At 56.3% G+C, this 16785-nt stretch carries 12 protein-coding genes; 7 read left to right on the top strand and 5 right to left on the bottom strand.

Features of this window, described 5'->3' with window-relative positions; translation table 11 throughout:
• Positions 1 to 42 precede the first annotated feature (42 nt).
• Positions 43 to 1407 (bottom strand): FAD-binding oxidoreductase, encoded by a 1365-nt coding sequence (locus H7A76_RS26745; RefSeq protein ID WP_185701289.1) that lies wholly within the window; start codon positions 1405 to 1407, stop codon positions 43 to 45.
• A 63-nt stretch (positions 1408 to 1470) separates the two neighbouring features.
• Positions 1471 to 2358, bottom strand: a complete 888-nt coding sequence (locus H7A76_RS26740; RefSeq protein WP_185701288.1) for a phytanoyl-CoA dioxygenase family protein — start codon at positions 2356 to 2358, stop codon at positions 1471 to 1473.
• A gap of 311 nt (positions 2359 to 2669) precedes the next feature.
• Between H7A76_RS26740 and H7A76_RS26735 the strand changes: the two genes are divergently transcribed.
• The 7 genes from H7A76_RS26735 (at position 2670) to H7A76_RS26705 (ending at position 11475) form a co-directional block, all read left to right on the top strand.
• On the top strand, positions 2670 to 3251 hold the full coding sequence (locus H7A76_RS26735; protein WP_185701287.1) for a TetR/AcrR family transcriptional regulator: 582 nt from the start codon (positions 2670 to 2672) through the stop codon (positions 3249 to 3251).
• A gap of 304 nt (positions 3252 to 3555) precedes the next feature.
• Positions 3556 to 5082 carry an NAD(P)/FAD-dependent oxidoreductase gene (locus H7A76_RS26730; RefSeq protein ID WP_185701286.1) on the top strand — a complete coding sequence of 509 codons (1527 nt, stop codon included), beginning with the start codon at positions 3556 to 3558 and terminating at the stop codon, positions 5080 to 5082.
• The gene (locus tag H7A76_RS26725) at positions 5079 to 5954 is read left to right on the top strand and encodes an alpha/beta fold hydrolase (RefSeq protein WP_185701285.1); all 876 of its coding nucleotides are present in this window, start codon (positions 5079 to 5081) and stop codon (positions 5952 to 5954) included. The genes H7A76_RS26730 and H7A76_RS26725 overlap by 4 nt, the downstream gene beginning before the upstream one ends.
• A gap of 221 nt (positions 5955 to 6175) precedes the next feature.
• Positions 6176 to 7333, top strand: coding sequence for an iron-containing alcohol dehydrogenase (locus H7A76_RS26720; RefSeq protein WP_185701284.1), 1158 nt, complete (start codon positions 6176 to 6178; stop codon positions 7331 to 7333).
• An 11-nt stretch (positions 7334 to 7344) separates the two neighbouring features.
• Entirely contained in the window at positions 7345 to 8676 is a 1332-nt protein-coding gene (locus H7A76_RS26715) for an APC family permease (protein WP_185701283.1), read from the top strand.
• 75 nt (positions 8677 to 8751) lie between these two features.
• Positions 8752 to 10176: a gamma-aminobutyraldehyde dehydrogenase gene (locus H7A76_RS26710; RefSeq protein ID WP_185701282.1), complete on the top strand. Its 1425-nt coding sequence runs from the start codon at positions 8752 to 8754 to the stop codon at positions 10174 to 10176.
• A 45-nt stretch (positions 10177 to 10221) separates the two neighbouring features.
• Positions 10222 to 11475 (top strand): diaminobutyrate--2-oxoglutarate transaminase, encoded by a 1254-nt coding sequence (locus H7A76_RS26705; protein WP_185701281.1) that lies wholly within the window; start codon positions 10222 to 10224, stop codon positions 11473 to 11475.
• A 1528-nt stretch (positions 11476 to 13003) separates the two neighbouring features.
• Here the strand turns inward: H7A76_RS26705 and H7A76_RS26700 are convergent.
• The 3 genes from H7A76_RS26700 to H7A76_RS26690 all read right to left on the bottom strand — a co-directional run bounded on the left by H7A76_RS26700 (position 13004) and on the right by H7A76_RS26690 (position 16750).
• Entirely contained in the window at positions 13004 to 14653 is a 1650-nt protein-coding gene (locus H7A76_RS26700) for an AMP-binding protein (RefSeq protein ID WP_221775387.1), read from the bottom strand.
• A gap of 157 nt (positions 14654 to 14810) precedes the next feature.
• Positions 14811 to 15578, bottom strand: coding sequence for an SDR family NAD(P)-dependent oxidoreductase (locus H7A76_RS26695; protein WP_185701280.1), 768 nt, complete (start codon positions 15576 to 15578; stop codon positions 14811 to 14813).
• Entirely contained in the window at positions 15578 to 16750 is a 1173-nt protein-coding gene (locus tag H7A76_RS26690) for an acyl-CoA dehydrogenase family protein (protein ID WP_185701279.1), read from the bottom strand. The genes H7A76_RS26695 and H7A76_RS26690 overlap by 1 nt, the downstream gene beginning before the upstream one ends.
• Positions 16751 to 16785: the final 35 nt, after the last annotated feature.

The raw sequence follows: 16785 nt of genomic DNA, 5'->3' as shown, positions 1-16785 counted from the left end.
TTATTTTTAGCCCTTATGCAGGGCCGCGGTAGTTAATTGCAATCAAACGTTCTTGGCATTGTCTCTTCGCACTTTTCTATCCGTCCGTGCGTCCAGCAACTTGGCCGCCGCAAAAGCGGACTGTATGGCGCACCATTGCAATGGTTCAGGCAGCATGGAGGGCGTCTTATGCTGCAGAGCCGTCAGCAATTCAGGCGTTTTTCCATTGATTTGGGCGGCCAGAAGCGACCCCATGAACGACTGGCCGGCCAGCCCGTGACCCGAGCACCCCGCGGTGTAGAAAATGTTCTGTTTCGCGCCCATTGCACCGATAACGGGCAGGAAGTCGTAGGCACCACTGACATAGCCGCTCCAGCAGTGCTGTACTTCAAGCCCCTGCAATGCGGGATAGCGCTCGCGCAGTACCTGGGCCAACGCCGAGTAGGCGCGCTGGTCGGGAATGTTGGGCACCTTCGAACCGTAGGCATAACCCAGCTCCTTGACGGTCAGCACGAGAGTCCCATGTGCCGTCAGGCGGTGGCTTTCCATTATGTAGTGCGGTGTAATGATCCCTTCCCTAGCTTTCCACCCCAGGGCGGCAAGTTGCTGCTCTGATAGCCGCTTGGTTTCGATGGCCGATACGCGGATCGCCGCGATCTTGTTGCGCAACACCCCTAATTGAGGGGTATAAGCGTTGGTTGCCAGCAGCATCACCGGGGCGCTCACACTGCCGTGCGCAGTCTTGCAGGAGATGGATGCCCCTTCGCTGAAGGACAGCAACGGCGTGTGTTCGTAGAGTTTCACGCCCGCGTCGATGGCCGCACGGCGCAAGCCACCTACATACTTGCCGGGATTCAAGGTGCCGCCTCGCTGCTCGAGAGCGAACAAAAAAGCAGGAGGGATACCTCGCGCACGCATCTCGGCACTGTCCACGAAGCGGGTAGAAGACCCCAGCTTTTCACCTAGCGCCATATCCTTATGCAGGCGTTTTTCCTGGCTGGCATGAACAGCGGCCCGGAGCACGCCCGAAGGGGTGTAGTCACACTGGATACCCAATTGCTCGAATCGACCTTCCACATAGGTCACAGCCTCGTCGTAAAACCTGACGAACTGCGTTGCCTGCTCCACCCCCACCCTATTCACAAAGACGGCGAAATCGATACCCATGCTGCCAAGCAGGTAACCCGCATTGCGCCCACTGGCACCGAAGCCCGCAAACTCTTGCTCCAGCACGATGACATCTGCACCGAGCGCCCTCAGCTCCAGAGCGGCGGATAGCCCGGCAAAACCGGCCCCGATGATAATCACATCGGCTTGCGCATGACCTTCCAGCGTTGGCTGAAGGTTATCGGGCTGCTCCACCCATCCTCCCAGGCTGCGAAACTTCAAAGGTGTCGAAGCATTGTGAGCATTACTCAAAGTATTCATTCGCGTGATCCCGGTTACCCATCATTGCTCGCACCAAAAGACATTCACAGCGACAAGGAATTGTCAGAAGCCTTTTCCCGGTTCAGAGAATTCCGGCATGCCGAGAAGCTCCTGCGGATCCCGCATCTGGCCATCGATTTCAACCCAGCCCAGCAATGTGGTACTCGCCCCCCAACCCAACAGGCGCTGCATTTCCGCCGGTAGTTGGCGAACGCGCTCAATGGGAATGGAAAGGAAGTGATTTTCTTCAAGGCGCAGGAAGGCGAGATCGTAAGCCATGGTCAGGCCGGTACGGGGGAGGGCCGATTGATTGGCCCCGCCGCCGTGATACACCGAGCCCAGCCAGAGCAGCGCAGAGCCTGCTTTCATTTCCGCTGGGACGGTTTCTTCCTGGGTCGGCATCCGCTCGTCATCCCATTTATGACTGCCGGGAATAACACGAGTCGCACCGTTCTCTTCGGTGAAATCTGAAATAGCGACCATTACTTGCACCCGCGCCTCGCGCTCGTACTGGGGGTGTCGCCAGAGCGAAGTAGCGTCGTCGCGATGAAGAGGCTGGAGCCCTTGACCCGGACCGATCTGAATGGCTTGAGTAATGCTGAGTTGAATGTCAGGCGCCATCTCGATGCGGTCACTGCCCACCCAAACATGGGTCGGCGTTTGCAGAATTGCTCTGGCCGTATCAATGAACAGCGGGTTCAACGCTACCTCAACAGCCGTGTCGCTGCGCCCGATGATCCGAGCCACCCGACGGGTCTGCGTGCCCGCAAAATAGGGGTCTACACCGCAAGGCGTGGCATTTAGATAGGTATCCAGGTCCTTGGTGAGGGACATTAGAGTTTGAGACGAGATGAAGTCGGAAATAATGACTCCACCGTCACGCCGAATGACCTCCACCACCTGATCGACCGAGGCATCACCGCTAAGCGTCGAGAGTTTTCGCGTATCCATCTGATTTATACCTAGTCTGGTACGGTAATTGTTTTATCCCGTGAGGCTCAGCAATCCGCCAGAGCACAGCAGAGGCAACCAAAGATGTCCTTTACCATCTGCGCTAGCGTCGGCTGCATCACGCATGGGTCAAATTCATAATTACCGATCATGGTCGCACGATCAAGTCGAGTGACTAAATATTTATTTTTCCCTGCGATTCACCTGTAAGGTGAGATATCGATTCATGGCTTGATGCACGACCTTGCGATAGCATTCGCCACCACCAAGTCGTATGGCTGATGGCATTGCTGATTAAGGGAGAACGCTGAATGGCTCGAATAGGCGCTGAAGAGCGCAGACAGGACTTTATCGAAGCCGCCGTGAAGGTGATCGCAGAGCATGGCGTAACGAACGCCACAACAAGGCGCATTGCAGCGGCGGCAGACTCTCCCCTCGCCACGTTGCACTATGTCTTTCACACCAAAGACGATTTGCTATATGCGGTCTACGAGTCCTTGATAAATTTGCCACAACAATCGTTGCAGCATGTGCTTGAAGGCGCCACTGCAGCGGAGTCAACTGGGGATATGTTGCGTCAGCTGGTCACTTGGTTTACTGACCATCCTGAGATGGCGACCACACAGTTCGAGCTCTTTTGCTGGATCTTGCGCAATAAACCAGCAATGGCGGCCAAGATTTATACCGTTTCGCTGGAAGCAACCCAACACGCAATCGATAGGGTTACACAATCGGCTTTCGACCAGACCGCCCTGACAACCATTAGCCGATTACTCATCAATCTATTTGACGGGTTGATGCTCTCTTGGTTTACCCATGGTGACCGTGCACGTTTGGAGGCCGAGACCGAGACAGCCTGCCGGGCAGTCAAGTCACTGGTGGCAAGCTATTGAATCAACTTTGGACTACGCCGTGCAGAGGTGTGCTACGGCGATCCAAAGCATAGTTAACATCCTACGAAGCGCTCTAGCTTCGCCACATATAAACCCTTACTCATCTAAATACGACCTTTTTAGCTACCCCAACATGGGGCGGCGATCGTAGTCCTGCCTGCAGCAAAACCGATGCACTAAACATCCCAAAACGATCGAAAAGCGGTGCATTTTGCACCTTGCCCCATTCATTAGCTCGCCCTACGCTGTTCGCTCGATCAAGTCATCAGATCAGTCTCTAAAAACACAACAATTAGGAGGCGACATGTCCTCACATACTGCTCTTCCGGTTGAGCCACTCGACATTTTGATCATAGGAGCTGGTGTGTCTGGCATAGGCGCCGCAGCCTACCTTCGGCGCAATCAGCCCAAGAAAGCATTTGCAATTCTTGAGTCCCGTGAACGCATGGGTGGCACCTGGGACCTATTTCGTTATCCGGGCATCCGTTCCGATTCGGATTTGTACACCTTCGGTTTCGACTTCAAGCCTTGGACCAAAGCAAAATCATTGGCGGACGCTGCGGACATCCTCGAATACCTACGCGAAGCCATCGATGAGCATCAGCTGGAGCCCTTCATTCAGTACCGGCAGAAAGTAATCACTGCGAACTGGCAGACAGCCAAAGGCCTCTGGGCCGTGCATGTTGAAGATGGCCGCACGAAGCAAGTCCGTATCATTGAATGCCGCTGGCTGTTCAGCGCAGGCGGTTACTATCGTTATGACGAAGGATTCAGCCCTCGCTTCGAGGGTTCCGAACAGTTCAAAGGATTAATCATTCATCCGCAACACTGGCCAGAGCAGCTGGACTACGCGGGCAAGCGCGTCGTAGTGATCGGCAGTGGCGCAACGGCTGTCACACTCATTCCAGCGATGGCGGACAAAGTAGCCAGTATCACGATGCTTCAACGCACGCCCTCATACATCATCAACCAGCCTGCCAATGATGGGGTTGCAGCATTCCTGCGGAAAATTCTGCCAGAGCAAACCGCCTACTCCCTGACCCGTTATAAGAACGCCAAGATCACCCTGGCTTTCTGGGGTTTCTGTCAGCGCTTCCCGAAACTTTCAAAAAAACTCCTTCTGTGGCTGACCCGCAAGGAATTGCCGAAAGACTATCCGGTCGACGTGCATTTTAATCCCCCCTACAACCCTTGGGACCAGCGTCTGTGTTCAGTTCCCGAAGGCGATCTTTTTAAAGCCATTAGTGCGGGCAAAGCCGATATCGTTACCGATCATATTGAGCGTTTCACTGAGACCGGTGTACTGCTTAAATCGGGCAAGACATTGGACGCCGATATTATCGTCACCGCCACTGGGTTGAATGTACAACTATTCGGTGGTGTCACTCTGCACAAAGACGGCAAACCGGTTGTTTTCAGCGAGACCCTAGCCTACAAAGGCATGATGCTATCAGGAGTGCCAAACTTCGCGTTCGCGGTGGGCTATACCAACTCCTCCTGGACTTTGAAAGTGTGCCTGCTGTGCGACCACTTCTGTCGCTTGCTGGGATTCATGGAGCGAGAGGGTTACAACGTTTGCGAACCCGAGGCACCGGTAGGGATCGAAACTCGCCCTCTCCTGGATTTTGGTGCTGGTTATGTGAAGCGCTCGTTGGACAGCATGCCGCGCCAAGGGCCGCGCGAGCCCTGGGTGATGTCGATGGACTATTTCCGCGATGTCAAACTACTGCGCCGCGGCAAGGTGGCAGAAAAATGCCTCAAGTTCACCGCCGTCCAGAACGCTCCAGTGCAAGCCGACCTCACACTGCAGGCGAAAGGTAAACGTCGATGAGCTCCGACCTTTTCTGTGAGCTCGCTGGAAAAGGCAAACTCTGCTATCGAAATTACGGTCGCACAGATGCCCCTGCGGTCTTACTGGTCGTCGGTTTGGGACTACAACTGACCTATTGGCCTCAACCGCTCATCGCCGAGCTGGTTGATCAAGGATTACGGGTCATAGCGGTAGACAATCGTGATTCGGGGAAGTCTTTCTTCACTGAGGTCACGCCTCCCACGGCCATCCAACAATTTCTTCGCAAGAAGACACTGGGCTATGACCTTGGTGACATGGCCAGAGACTTGATCGAGCTAATGGATGCCTTAAACCTGGAAACGGCGCATGTCGTGGGTATGTCGATGGGGGGCATGATTGCCCAAACCCTTGCAGCGCGCTACCCGGAGCGCGTTCGCACCCTCACCTCAATCTTCTCCACGACAGGTTCGCTTCGCGTAGGCCAGCCAGCGTTCAAAGCCATTTTGCAGCTTCTGCGCCGGCCGCCACGCACTCAGCAGGAAAGCGTTCGGAATTACGTCGACCTCATGCGTCTCGTTGGCTCAACACTCCAATGGGATGAGCCTGCACTACGTGAGTACGCCATGGAGGCATGGGAACGAGGTGACGGTGAGGCAAGCAATCTCGGCATAGCTAGACAGGTAGGTGCAATCATCAACTCGGGCGATCGCACCCAAGAGCTGCAGAACATTCGCTGCCGGACATTAGTTGTTCATGGAGAAAAAGATCTCATGGTAGCAACCAGCGGCGGAATCGCCACAGCCGCAGCAATCCGTGGGTCGAGCCTGGTTCTACTACCCGGGATGGGTCATGACTTTCCGGCTTGTCTTTACGACACATTGCTATCTCTGCTCATAGGACACATGCGTTAACAGCTTCACCTTTTTTTTAGGGGCGTGCTACTTGGCCGCCCCTCTTTTTAACTCACAAGAGGTTTTGCACGGCACATTTATTCAAAACTCAAAATAACAACATACCGGCTTGTGCGAAACGCCAGGCCACACATCACACGTTTGAGCGATCAACCTCGATCTGACGTGGGTGCTCCTCCACTGCCCTTTCAACAATGACAATAATTGAGCAAGAGGTACGTATGGAATTCAAGTTCTTACTCCCGAGCAAAGTCGTGATGGAGCCAGGCCTGCGTAAGCGCACTGGTGAATATCTACAGGGACTTGGACTGGCGCACATCCTCATCGTGACCGATCCAGGAGTCAAAGGGGCGGGCCTACTTGACAGTATCTACTCCAGTCTCGACAAGGCAGGCATCCTCTTTGAGGAAGTGTCGAATATCATGGCTAACCCGCGTAGCGAAGACATCAACCAGATCGCTCAGAGCTATCGGCACAAGGGCATCGACGGCCTACTGGCTGTAGGCGGCGGAAGTGCGATGGATGCTGCCAAGGCCATCAGCCTGCTGCTCACCCACAATGGCCGTATCGAGGACTACGAAGGTTCATTCACGCTTAAACATGCTATCCCGCCTATTGTCGCCATTCCGACTACTGCAGGTACCGGCAGCGAGGTGACTTGCTTTTCCGTGATCACTGACACCGCTCGCCATTTCAAAATGAGCGTATTGGACTATCGTGTCGGGCCAGTACTTACTCTGCTGGACTCCCAAATCACCGACACTTTGCCGTCCTCGATCGCCGCCGCGACCGGGATGGATGCACTGACCCATGCCATCGAAGCCTACACCTGTCGCGTGTCTAATCCAATCAGCGACGGCCTGGCATTGCATGCCATTCGCCTGATCGGTCAGTTTCTCAAGCCAGCCGTGTTAGATCCGGAAAACTTCGTAGCTCGAGAGCAGATGCTGGTGGCCAGCTTAATCGCCGGCATGGCATTCGGTAATGCGGATGTTGCGAGCGTGCACTGTATCTCTGAAGCAATTGGGGGGCTGTATGACACGCCTCATGGCGTTGGTAATGCGATCTTCCTGCCCTTCGTGTTTGACCACAACCGCGACGCAGATATCGTTCGCCATGCTCAAGTAGCTTATGCGCTAGGCATCGATCATTCGCTTGCACCGGCCGACGCCGCGCAAGCCGCTGTCGGTCACTTGTTCCAGATGACTAAGGACCTGGGTATCCCCAGATTCTCCGAGGTCAAGGGGGTTCGCGAAGAAGACTTCATGATCATTGCCGAAAAATCCAAGCAGAATTTCTCGGACGCTAGTAATGCCAAGGCAATGTCAATAGAGGCCTACCACGCCATTATCACCACCGCTTACCACTTCGCCGCGTAAGAGGGCCGGTCATGAATAAGTCAACTTCCCGCGCCTCTTTGAGGCGCACTCTGGGACCTTTATCCGCCCTGCTGTTTGGTCTTGCATTTCTGGCCCCGCTAATCGTTTTCGGCACTTATGGCGTTATTACGCAGGCCAGCGGCAATACCACGGCGATGGCCTACCTAATCGCGGCGATCGGAGTGGTGTTCACGGCGTTGAGCTACGGGCGACTGGTAAAGGTGTTTCCGGCGGCCGGTTCGGCCTACACCTACACCCGCAAGCTGCTGAGCGCGAATCTCGGCTTTATGGTGGGCTGGGCGGCCCTGCTGGATTACTTCTTCATTCCTATGCTGATCTGGCTCCTGGGCGCCAGCTATCTCAACATGGCCTTTCCAGAGGTCCCCCACTGGTTATGGATCACCGGTTTTATCGTAACCACCTCGCTGCTAAATGTACTCGGCATCCAGGTCGCCAACCGCTTCAACGTCCTATTGATGGTCGCGCAAATCGCGATCATCGCCGTGTTCCTTAGTCTGTGTGCGCATTACATCATGGCGGCCAACGGCCCTGGCGGACTGTTGTCGTCCAAGCCGTTTTTCAACGAGGACGTGCCATTCACCACAAGCATGGCCGGTGCCGCCATTGCTGCCTACTCGTTCCTGGGCTTTGACGCGCTGTCTACGCTGAGTGAGGAAACCCGTGATCCTGGCCGAACACTACCGCGCGCGATTCTGCTAGTCGCGTTGCTCGGCGGCTTGGTCTACGTTGGCTCTTCGTACCTCATGTACCTGGCACACCCCTCCCCAACTTTTGAACTCGTGGACGGAGCCGCCTTCGAAATTGCCCGCATGATTGGCGGTGATCTGTTCTTCGCCGTGGTTCTGGCGGGGATAATTGTTGCTCACTTCGCAGCAGGGATGTCGTTCCAAGCTAGCGTGGGTCGGCTGTTGTACGCCTTAGGCCGGGACAACCAACTGCCACGCAAGTTGTTCGGCGTCCTGCATCCTCGCTTCAAAACTCCCGCATTCAACATCCTACTTTGCGGTCTTTTTGGCACAGTTGGTTTTGGCATGACGATCTCCACCGCGACGTCTCTGGTCAATTTCGGGGCATTTCTCGCCTTCACCGCCGTCAACCTTTGCGCGTTACGACTCACCTTTGATGTACGTGTCAAGGACGAGGCCGGATTGTTGAGCGGTGTGCTGTTTCCGCTAATCGGCCTGGTCACTGCCGGATGGATGCTGATCAGCTTGGATAAACAAGCCCTGATCATGGGCAGCTGCTGGCTCGGCCTGGGGATCTTGTATCTAGCCTGCCGGACCTGCTTCTTCCGCAGTCCAGTATCTGAGGCGCTGGTATAGCGCCTTCCAATCGAATGCTCTGAAAACAATCACAAGGCAGGCCTTTGGCCGTGCCGTTAAATGACGAGAATCGACATGCAAACAAAGCTGCTTATCAATGGTGCCCTCGTGACCGGCGAAGGCGAGAACCTGGCTGTGTACAACCCATCATTAGGCAACGTGCTGGTGCAAACCACCGAAGCCAGTCGCGCTCAAGTCGATACGGCGGTGCAAAGCGCTTCTGCAGCCTTTGACGCCTGGTCGCAAACACCACCTAAGGATCGCGCGGCACTGCTTCTCAAGCTCGCCGACAGTATCGATGCTCAGGCATCGGTGTTCGCGCGACTGGAGTCGGATAACTGCGGCAAGCCTTACACCGCCGTTCTGCAAGACGAACTTCCAGCCGTGTCGGACGTATTCCGCTTCTTCGCCGGTGCCGTGCGCTGCCTACAAGGCTCAGCAGCTGGCGAGTACCTCCCGGGACATACCTCAATGATTCGCCGCGATGCGGTAGGTGTAGTCGCCTCCATTGCTCCGTGGAACTACCCCTTGCTGATGGCAGCGTGGAAGCTCGGCCCAGCCCTCGCCGGCGGCAACACCGTGGTCCTCAAACCCTCGGAACACACCCCGATGACGACCTTGAAACTGGGTGAGCTGCTTGCCGAGATCTTCCCTGCCGGCGTGGTCAATATCGTCCATGGGCGGGGGGCCTCAGTGGGTGAGCCGCTGACCAACCACGCCAAGGTCCGAATGGTGTCGTTAACCGGCTCCGTGCACACCGGCAGCCGGATCATCGAAAGCACTGCAGACAGCGTGAAACGCATGCATATGGAATTGGGGGGCAAGGCACCCGTACTGATTTTCGACGATGCAGATATCGATGCTGCCGTCGAAGGTATCCGCGCTTTTGGCTTCTATAACGCGGGACAGGACTGTACCGCCGCGTGCCGTCTATATGTGCAGAAGTCGGTCTACGCAGAATTCGTACGCAAGCTGGGTGAAACAGTAGCCAGTATCAAACTCGGACTGCAGGATGACCCTTTGACCGAAATGGGACCGCTGATCACCGAAGAGCATCTAGCGCGTGTCGAGGGTTTCGTGAAGCGTGCCAGGGAAGTTTCCCACATTGAGGTCGTCACTGGTGGCAAGCGCGCCGCAGGTGACGGATTCTTCTTCGAGCCGACAGTCCTGGCCGGCGCCAAACAGGACGACGAGGTGGTCTGCCGGGAAATCTTCGGCCCGGTGGTGACGGTTTCGTCATTTGAGGATGAAGCCCAAGCGCTGGAGTTGGCCAATGGGTCTGACTACGGCCTGGCCTCTTCGGTGTGGACAGCCGATGTGGGGCGCGCCCATCGCCTAGCCGCGCGGCTGCAATACGGCTGCACTTGGGTCAATACACACTTCATGTTGGTGAGTGAGATGCCCCACGGCGGTGTGAAGCTGTCTGGATACGGCAAAGACCTGTCCATGTACGGCCTGGAAGACTACACCGTGGTGCGCCACGTGATGTTCAAGCACTGAGCGCTCACAACAAACTTGTACTCCGATTATTTCAAGAGGTTATGCATGAACAACATCGAGACGTTTGAGAGACTCGAGTCCAACGTGCGGATGTATTGCCGCGACCTACCTTTAGTGTTTAACACTGCCCAAGGCAGCAAGATCCGCGGCGAGGATGGCCGCGAGTACCTTGACTTCTTCGCTGGCGCCGGCGCTCTAAACTATGGCCATAACGAACCGCGCATGCGCGACGCATTGATCGCATATCTATCAGCCAACGGCGTGACCCATGCGTTGGATCTACATACCACCACCAAGCGCCACTTCCTGGAGTCGCTCGAGCAGGATCTGTTCAAGCCACGCGGATGGGACTATAAGGTCCAGTTCACCGGCCCAACCGGGGCCGATGCCGTTGAGGCGGCATTGAAGCTGGCGCGCAAGGCTACAGGGCGTACCAAGGTCGTGTCGTTCTATGGTGCATACCACGGAATGACGGCCGGTGCGCTGGCCGTTACCGGCAACCGAACTCGCCGCAGTCCTGGCCTGTCCACCGACGTGGTGTTCGTACCCTACGAAGACAGCCCCTACGGTGAGTTCGACAGCATTGGCTTCCTGGAGCGCCTAGCTAACGATCAGGGCAGCGGATCGGAGTTGCCAGCAGCGGTGATCGTCGAATCGGTGCAGATCCAGGCAGGCGTCTACCCCGCCTCCAACCAGTGGTTACAGCGCTTACGTCAGTGGACTCGCACACATGGAGTACTGCTCATTTGCGACGAAATCCAGGCCGGCTGCGGTCGCACCGGAGACTTCTTCGGTTTCGAGCGCTCTGGGGTGGTACCGGATCTGATTACCTGCGCCAAATCCATTGGCGGGTATGGCCTACCGATGGCGATCGTATTGATCGGTGCCGGGTTGGATGTCTGGGAACCGGGTGATCATATCGGCACATTCCGAGGCAACCAGTTGGCGTTCCTGACCGCGCAAATCGCGCTCGGCTACTGGCGCGACGAACAATTTCTTACGCTTCTCGCCACCAACTGTTCAGCCATGGAACGCGCAACTGTCGACTTCGCCGAGATTCCAGGGGTTGCCTCCGCGCGCTGTCGCGGAATGATCGCCGGCATCGATTTTGGCCGCGGTAACGTGGCGCTCGCCAAAGATGCCCAGCAGCGTGTGCTGCAGGCGGGCGTGCTGGTCGATCGCTGCGGTCCGAACGGCGAGATCATCAAGTTGATGCCACCGGTGAATACTCCGACCGATCAGCTAGAACAGGGTCTGAAAGCGTTCGGCGAATCCGTAGCGGCAGCGCTCAGACAGTAGTTGTAGAGCTCTGTTATGTGCCTCGTGGCCGGTACAGAGCGGGTGGTTACCGGTTCAGCCTGAAGGCGACCAGAGCTTGCGAAAGGAATTTGGGCCACGAGCGGTATCGCTGTACTCGTTAGGAACGGTTTGGCATTACTCACCCATCCGAACGCCAAACCGGCCCAACACCCGAAAACTGGCAGCTGAAGAATTCATCACCTGCCAGCCGGAGGGCATCGAAAGTTATGCCCTACCGATAAAAAAGACGCAACTATTCAAGCAGTCACACATAGAACAATTTAAGTGCGCGCTTCATCAAAATTTATAAGAGCGCCACAGACCAGACTCTATGTAATTACAAAAATAAATTGGAGGGTCCCATGCGTATTTTTCTCTTCCTTATAACAAGCGTCACCATCGCCCTAATCTTAGCGGCGGTGAACGTACCTCGGTCTTCTACAGCCAATCGGGCAGTAACACACCCAGGACACCCCATTGCCGGCATAGCCAATATATTCCGAAGTTATTAGACCGAGGCTCAGTTTCATTAGCTCCTAGACACCGGCTATGCAACCTATATTCGGCGCCTTCAACACAGTAAGCGCGGCTGACGCTTGATACTTTGAGCCTTCTGCTAATTCAAAGGGTTCATCTGAAGTCGGCAATGAAAGGCTCAGAAAAATGCGCTCGCATCCGCATGGCTGCGGCGACGCTGAACGCCTTGTTTTAGGATCAAGCGCAGCTATCCGCCATGAACATTTCCACCGTTGCGAACTGACGCTAAACCATCTATCGAACGCCCTAGAGAATGCTCCAAGCTGGGTACAACACGAATCAAGCGGTGTTGCCGTTGCTTCGCGAGCCTTGTCCTGGAGCTCCTAGTATTAGTAGATAGGGCCGCCGACTACGTAGGCTGAAATTCAGTCCCATGGCAATCTGCTCGACCGTGACGTCCCTATTGGGACATTCGGTTGCGTATCAGCTTTTGGACGAGCGATGGCAACTCCTAAGGGGTGACATCCGTCAACTCCTCCTGAAACTGTCGAGCCAAGGGGGGGATTCCTGCCGCCTTCACGTCAAGTCGTGTATCTAGCAGTGGACTGGCAAACTCCAAGTTGGAGGAACTCAGCGCAACATCCAGTAAGCGCGGGTATACAACGGTTCTAAAGTAATTTTATGAAGAGCTAGGCACACGAACTCCAAACGTGCTCGGGTAGACTCTGCATCAACTGCGCAGTCATCCCAGTCGCCCGTTTGCTTCATGTAAGGAAGATTCGCATCAATTGCGCCGGCAGACCTCCCAAAAGTTCACGTGGTTCCAGTCCTTGTGCCAGAGCAAATTCATCGAATCCAGTTATTGCGATACCCGTGATATAGGACGTGATCTTTGAAGATCCGGATCAGAACTTCATTTCACTGCCAGGTATATGAACCACCTGTACTTAGACGTATATGAAGCAGAACGGCGTCCGACAAGAGGATAACCAGGCACTGCTATTTTGGTGGATCGCAGCATCGCAATTGATGCTGCGGCACTGAAACACAATCAGTCTACGCGATCGGCAGATTCAAACGCCTGCTGCCGAGCCCACTTGCGCAAAACGAACTTTTGGATCTTGCCGGTTGCGGTCTTGGGCAGTACCACCAATGAAACATGCCGAGGCGCCTTAAAGTGCGCCAGACGCTCACGACACCAGCGGATCAGGTCGTCACCCGTAATGCCGCCCTGGGAATCAGCACACAGAGTGACGAATGCATGTGGTGTCTCGCCCCACCGCAAATCAGGTCGCGCCACCACAGCAGCTTCAACTACCTCGGGATGCTGATAAAGCACCTCCTCAATTTCCAGCGAGCTTATATTCTCACCGCCGGAAATAATGATGTCTTTGGCCCGGTCCTTGATCTCTACATATCCATCGGGATGCAGTACAGCCAGGTCGCCGGTGTGCAGCCAGCCATCGCCTAACGCGCTGCGGGTAGCCTCTGGGTTGTGTAGATAACCTTTCATTACCGTGTTGCCCCGTAGCACCAGCTCGCCCAGGCTGCTTGCGTCGGCAGGCACCGGCCGACCAGTATCGACGTCCAGCACCGTAGCTTCCTCGAGCATAGGGTGGGCTACCCCCTGACGGCTCATGAAGCGGGCCCGGGTCTCCAACGGCAACTGGTCGACGCCAGGCTGCCACAGACACAGGGTACTGGGACCATAACTTTCGGTCATGCCGTAGGCATGGGTGATGCTGAAACCACGCGCCTCCATGGCGGCAATCACTGCACTAGGCGGCGCAGCGCCTCCGGTGATCACCGAGACCGGCTGGGGGGGAGCGTCCCCTGACTCTGCATGGATAAGCATAGACATCACCACGGGCGCGGCGCTCATGTGGGTCACGGCATTCGCGGCAATGGCGGCATGGATTGCCTCGGGCTGGACTTTACGCAAACACACATGAGTCCCCCCGGACAGAGTTACCGCCCAAGTATGACTCCATCCGTTGCAGTGGAACATCGGTAGGGTCCAAAGATAGACGCTGCGCGGCCCGAACTGGAACATCAGCGCCCCGGCGCAGGCATTGAGGTAGGCACCACGATGATGCAACACAACGCCCTTGGGGTCACCAGTGGTACCAGAGGTATAGTTGATAGCGATCGACTGCCATTCGTTGTGTGGCGCACTCAATGGACGGTTAGCGTCGCCCTGAGCCAAAAAGCTTTCGTAGTCCAAATCATGTGCTAGATCGGCGCATTCGGCCTGCGTATCGTTGATGCCGACCAGAAGTGGCGGCGTTTCAAGCATCGTGAGAGCCTGACCGACAACCGCGCCGAATTCACGATCGCATAGCAACACCTTGGCCGCGCAATGGCGCAGTATAAAGGCAATGCTACGCGCCTCCAGTCGAACATTAATACACACCAACACAGCTCCGGCACCAGGCACGCCATAGTGCGCCTCAAGCATCTCTGGAACATTAGGTGCTAGGATTGCCACTTGTTCGCCCGGCTGTACGCCGACCCGCTCCAGGGCGCTGGCCAACGCGCGACTACGCTGATGCAGTTGCTGGTAGCTGTAACGCCGCTCGCCGTATACCACCGCGTCGCGTTGCGGATACACATGTGCGGCGCGCTTAAGGAACGATAGCGGCGACAGCGGAACATAGTTTGCCGCATTGGGGGCCAATTCGTGTTCGAAACTTAGGGTCATTATCAGCTCCCCCTTGTTCCCAAAGATTGCACGCACATACCTACCTCCTGTTTATTGTTCTCTTTACGGGCTGAACAAACGATCACCCGGTTTACAAAGTGCGCTGTCGTGAAAGGACTGGAGCCTGACGACGAGCTTCAAAGGCCGGAGAAATTGCCTATAAGCTGCTACACAAATGGCCACTATCGACCACGATCTCGCTTCCATTCATACCCCGACCGGCATCACTGGCGAGCAATAGCAGGGCACCATCAAGATCTGCTGGCTGACTGAAACGCCGGGCCGGAATGCGCGCGCGCAACCTCTGCCCCGCATCACTAGCCAAAAACGCCTCGTTCAGATCGGTCACCACATACCCAGGTGCCAAAGAATTCACACGAATATCATGGCGTGACAGCTCCAAGGCCATGGCCCGGGTCAAATGCGCCAGCCCCGCCTTGGCTGCAAGATAAGGGCAGACGGCACCGGCCACCCGACTAGCTAAGATCGAAGTGACATTGATCAGACTACCGCCCTGCCTCGCTGCAACCATGCGCCGAGCACTTTCCTGGGCCATCGTCCAGGCGCCCTTTAGATTGGTATTGATCACGCGGTCCCAACTGCCGTCCTCGCAGTCGAGCACCGGTTGGCTATCGCTCACCCCGGCGTTGTTTACCAGCACATCCAGCGGGCCAACCTTATCGAGCACGCGGCAAACATCGTCGCGGTTGGTCACATCGAGAGCGAAGGCTCGCGCCTGACCGCCACTTGCCTCGATGCTTGCGACTAGCGCCTGTAAAGGCGCGTCGCGCCGAGCGGTCACTATCACCTCTGCACCCGCAGCCGCCAGGGTCTGGGCAAAATGCCAGCCCAGACCGCTGGAAGCACCGGTCACCAGCGCACGGCGGCCGTCGAGGGCAAATAATTGGGCAAGATACGGCTGCATCAGCGTGTTCCCTGGTTTTGGTCGAGGAGTTTCTTCGCCAAACTCATGCGGTGCACTTCGCTTGGACCGTCGTAAATACGGAAAGGGCGGATGTCGCGGAAGATCCGCTCCACCACCGTATCCCCAGTCACACCCCGCCCACCCAGCACCTGCATGGAACGATCGACCACCCGCCATAGGGCCTCGGAGCTGATCACCTTGGTCATGCTTGATTCGACATTGCCGCGCAGCCCCTGATCGAGCACCCAGGCGCAATGCCATACCGCCAACCGCACTACATGTAGGTCCATTTGATTATCGGCAAGCATGAAACCAACCCCCTGATGCTCGCCCAGCGATTTTCCGAAGGCATCGCGAGTGCGCGCATAGTCGCAGGCGATGTCATGGGCACGACGCGCGGCGCCGAGCCAGCGCATGCAATGGGTGAGTCGTGCCGGCGCCAGACGCACCTGGGCGTAGCGGAAGCCCTTGCCAATCTCACCCAGCACATCGCAGGCGGGGATTCGCAGGTTGTCGAAACGCAGTTGCCCATGGCCACCGGTGAAGCAACTGTCCAGAGAGTCCAACTGCCGTTCGTAGACGATACCGTCCCGCCGCATGTCCGTCAGGAACATAGTCGCCGTACCGTCTTCCATGCGTGCCATGATGATCGCGAAATCGGCACCGTCGGCGCCAGTGATCAACCACTTGCGGCCGCTGATCAGGTAGTCGTCACCATCGCGGGTAGCAGTGGTACGCAACATCGACGGATCCGATCCCGAGCCTGGCGCAGGTTCGGTCATCGCGAAACATGAGCGCGCCCGGCCCTGGACCAGCGGGCGCAGCCATCGGTCCTTTTGGGCCTCGGTGGCGACTGCGTCCATCAAGTGGATATTGCCTTCGTCGGGTGCGTGGATATTCATTGCCACCGGCCCCAAAGGCGAATAGCCCGCCTCTTCGAAGACGATCGCCTTGGCTACATGGCTGAGGCCCATGCCGCCCATCTCAGGGCTTGCATGGGGGGTTAGAAGCCCGCTCACGCGGGCCTTCTCCAGCAGGTCCCGGCGCAAGTCATCGCTGGGACCGTGACTCCCCTGGCGCGGGTCTTTCTCGAAAGGAATCACGTGGTTGGCGATAAAGTCTCGCGTTTTTGCCTGCAAGGTCAGCAGGTCGTCCGACAGGGTGAAGTTCATTGGTGGCCTTCTATGCGTTTTTAGTCTTGGAAATT

Origin of the sequence: Pseudomonas sp. MSSRFD41, assembly GCF_014230245.1 — a bacterium.
Taxonomy (GTDB): domain Bacteria; phylum Pseudomonadota; class Gammaproteobacteria; order Pseudomonadales; family Pseudomonadaceae; genus Aquipseudomonas; species Aquipseudomonas piscis.
Note: the sequence above shows the minus strand (reverse complement) of the source record. Positions and strands in the feature narration are given on the sequence as shown.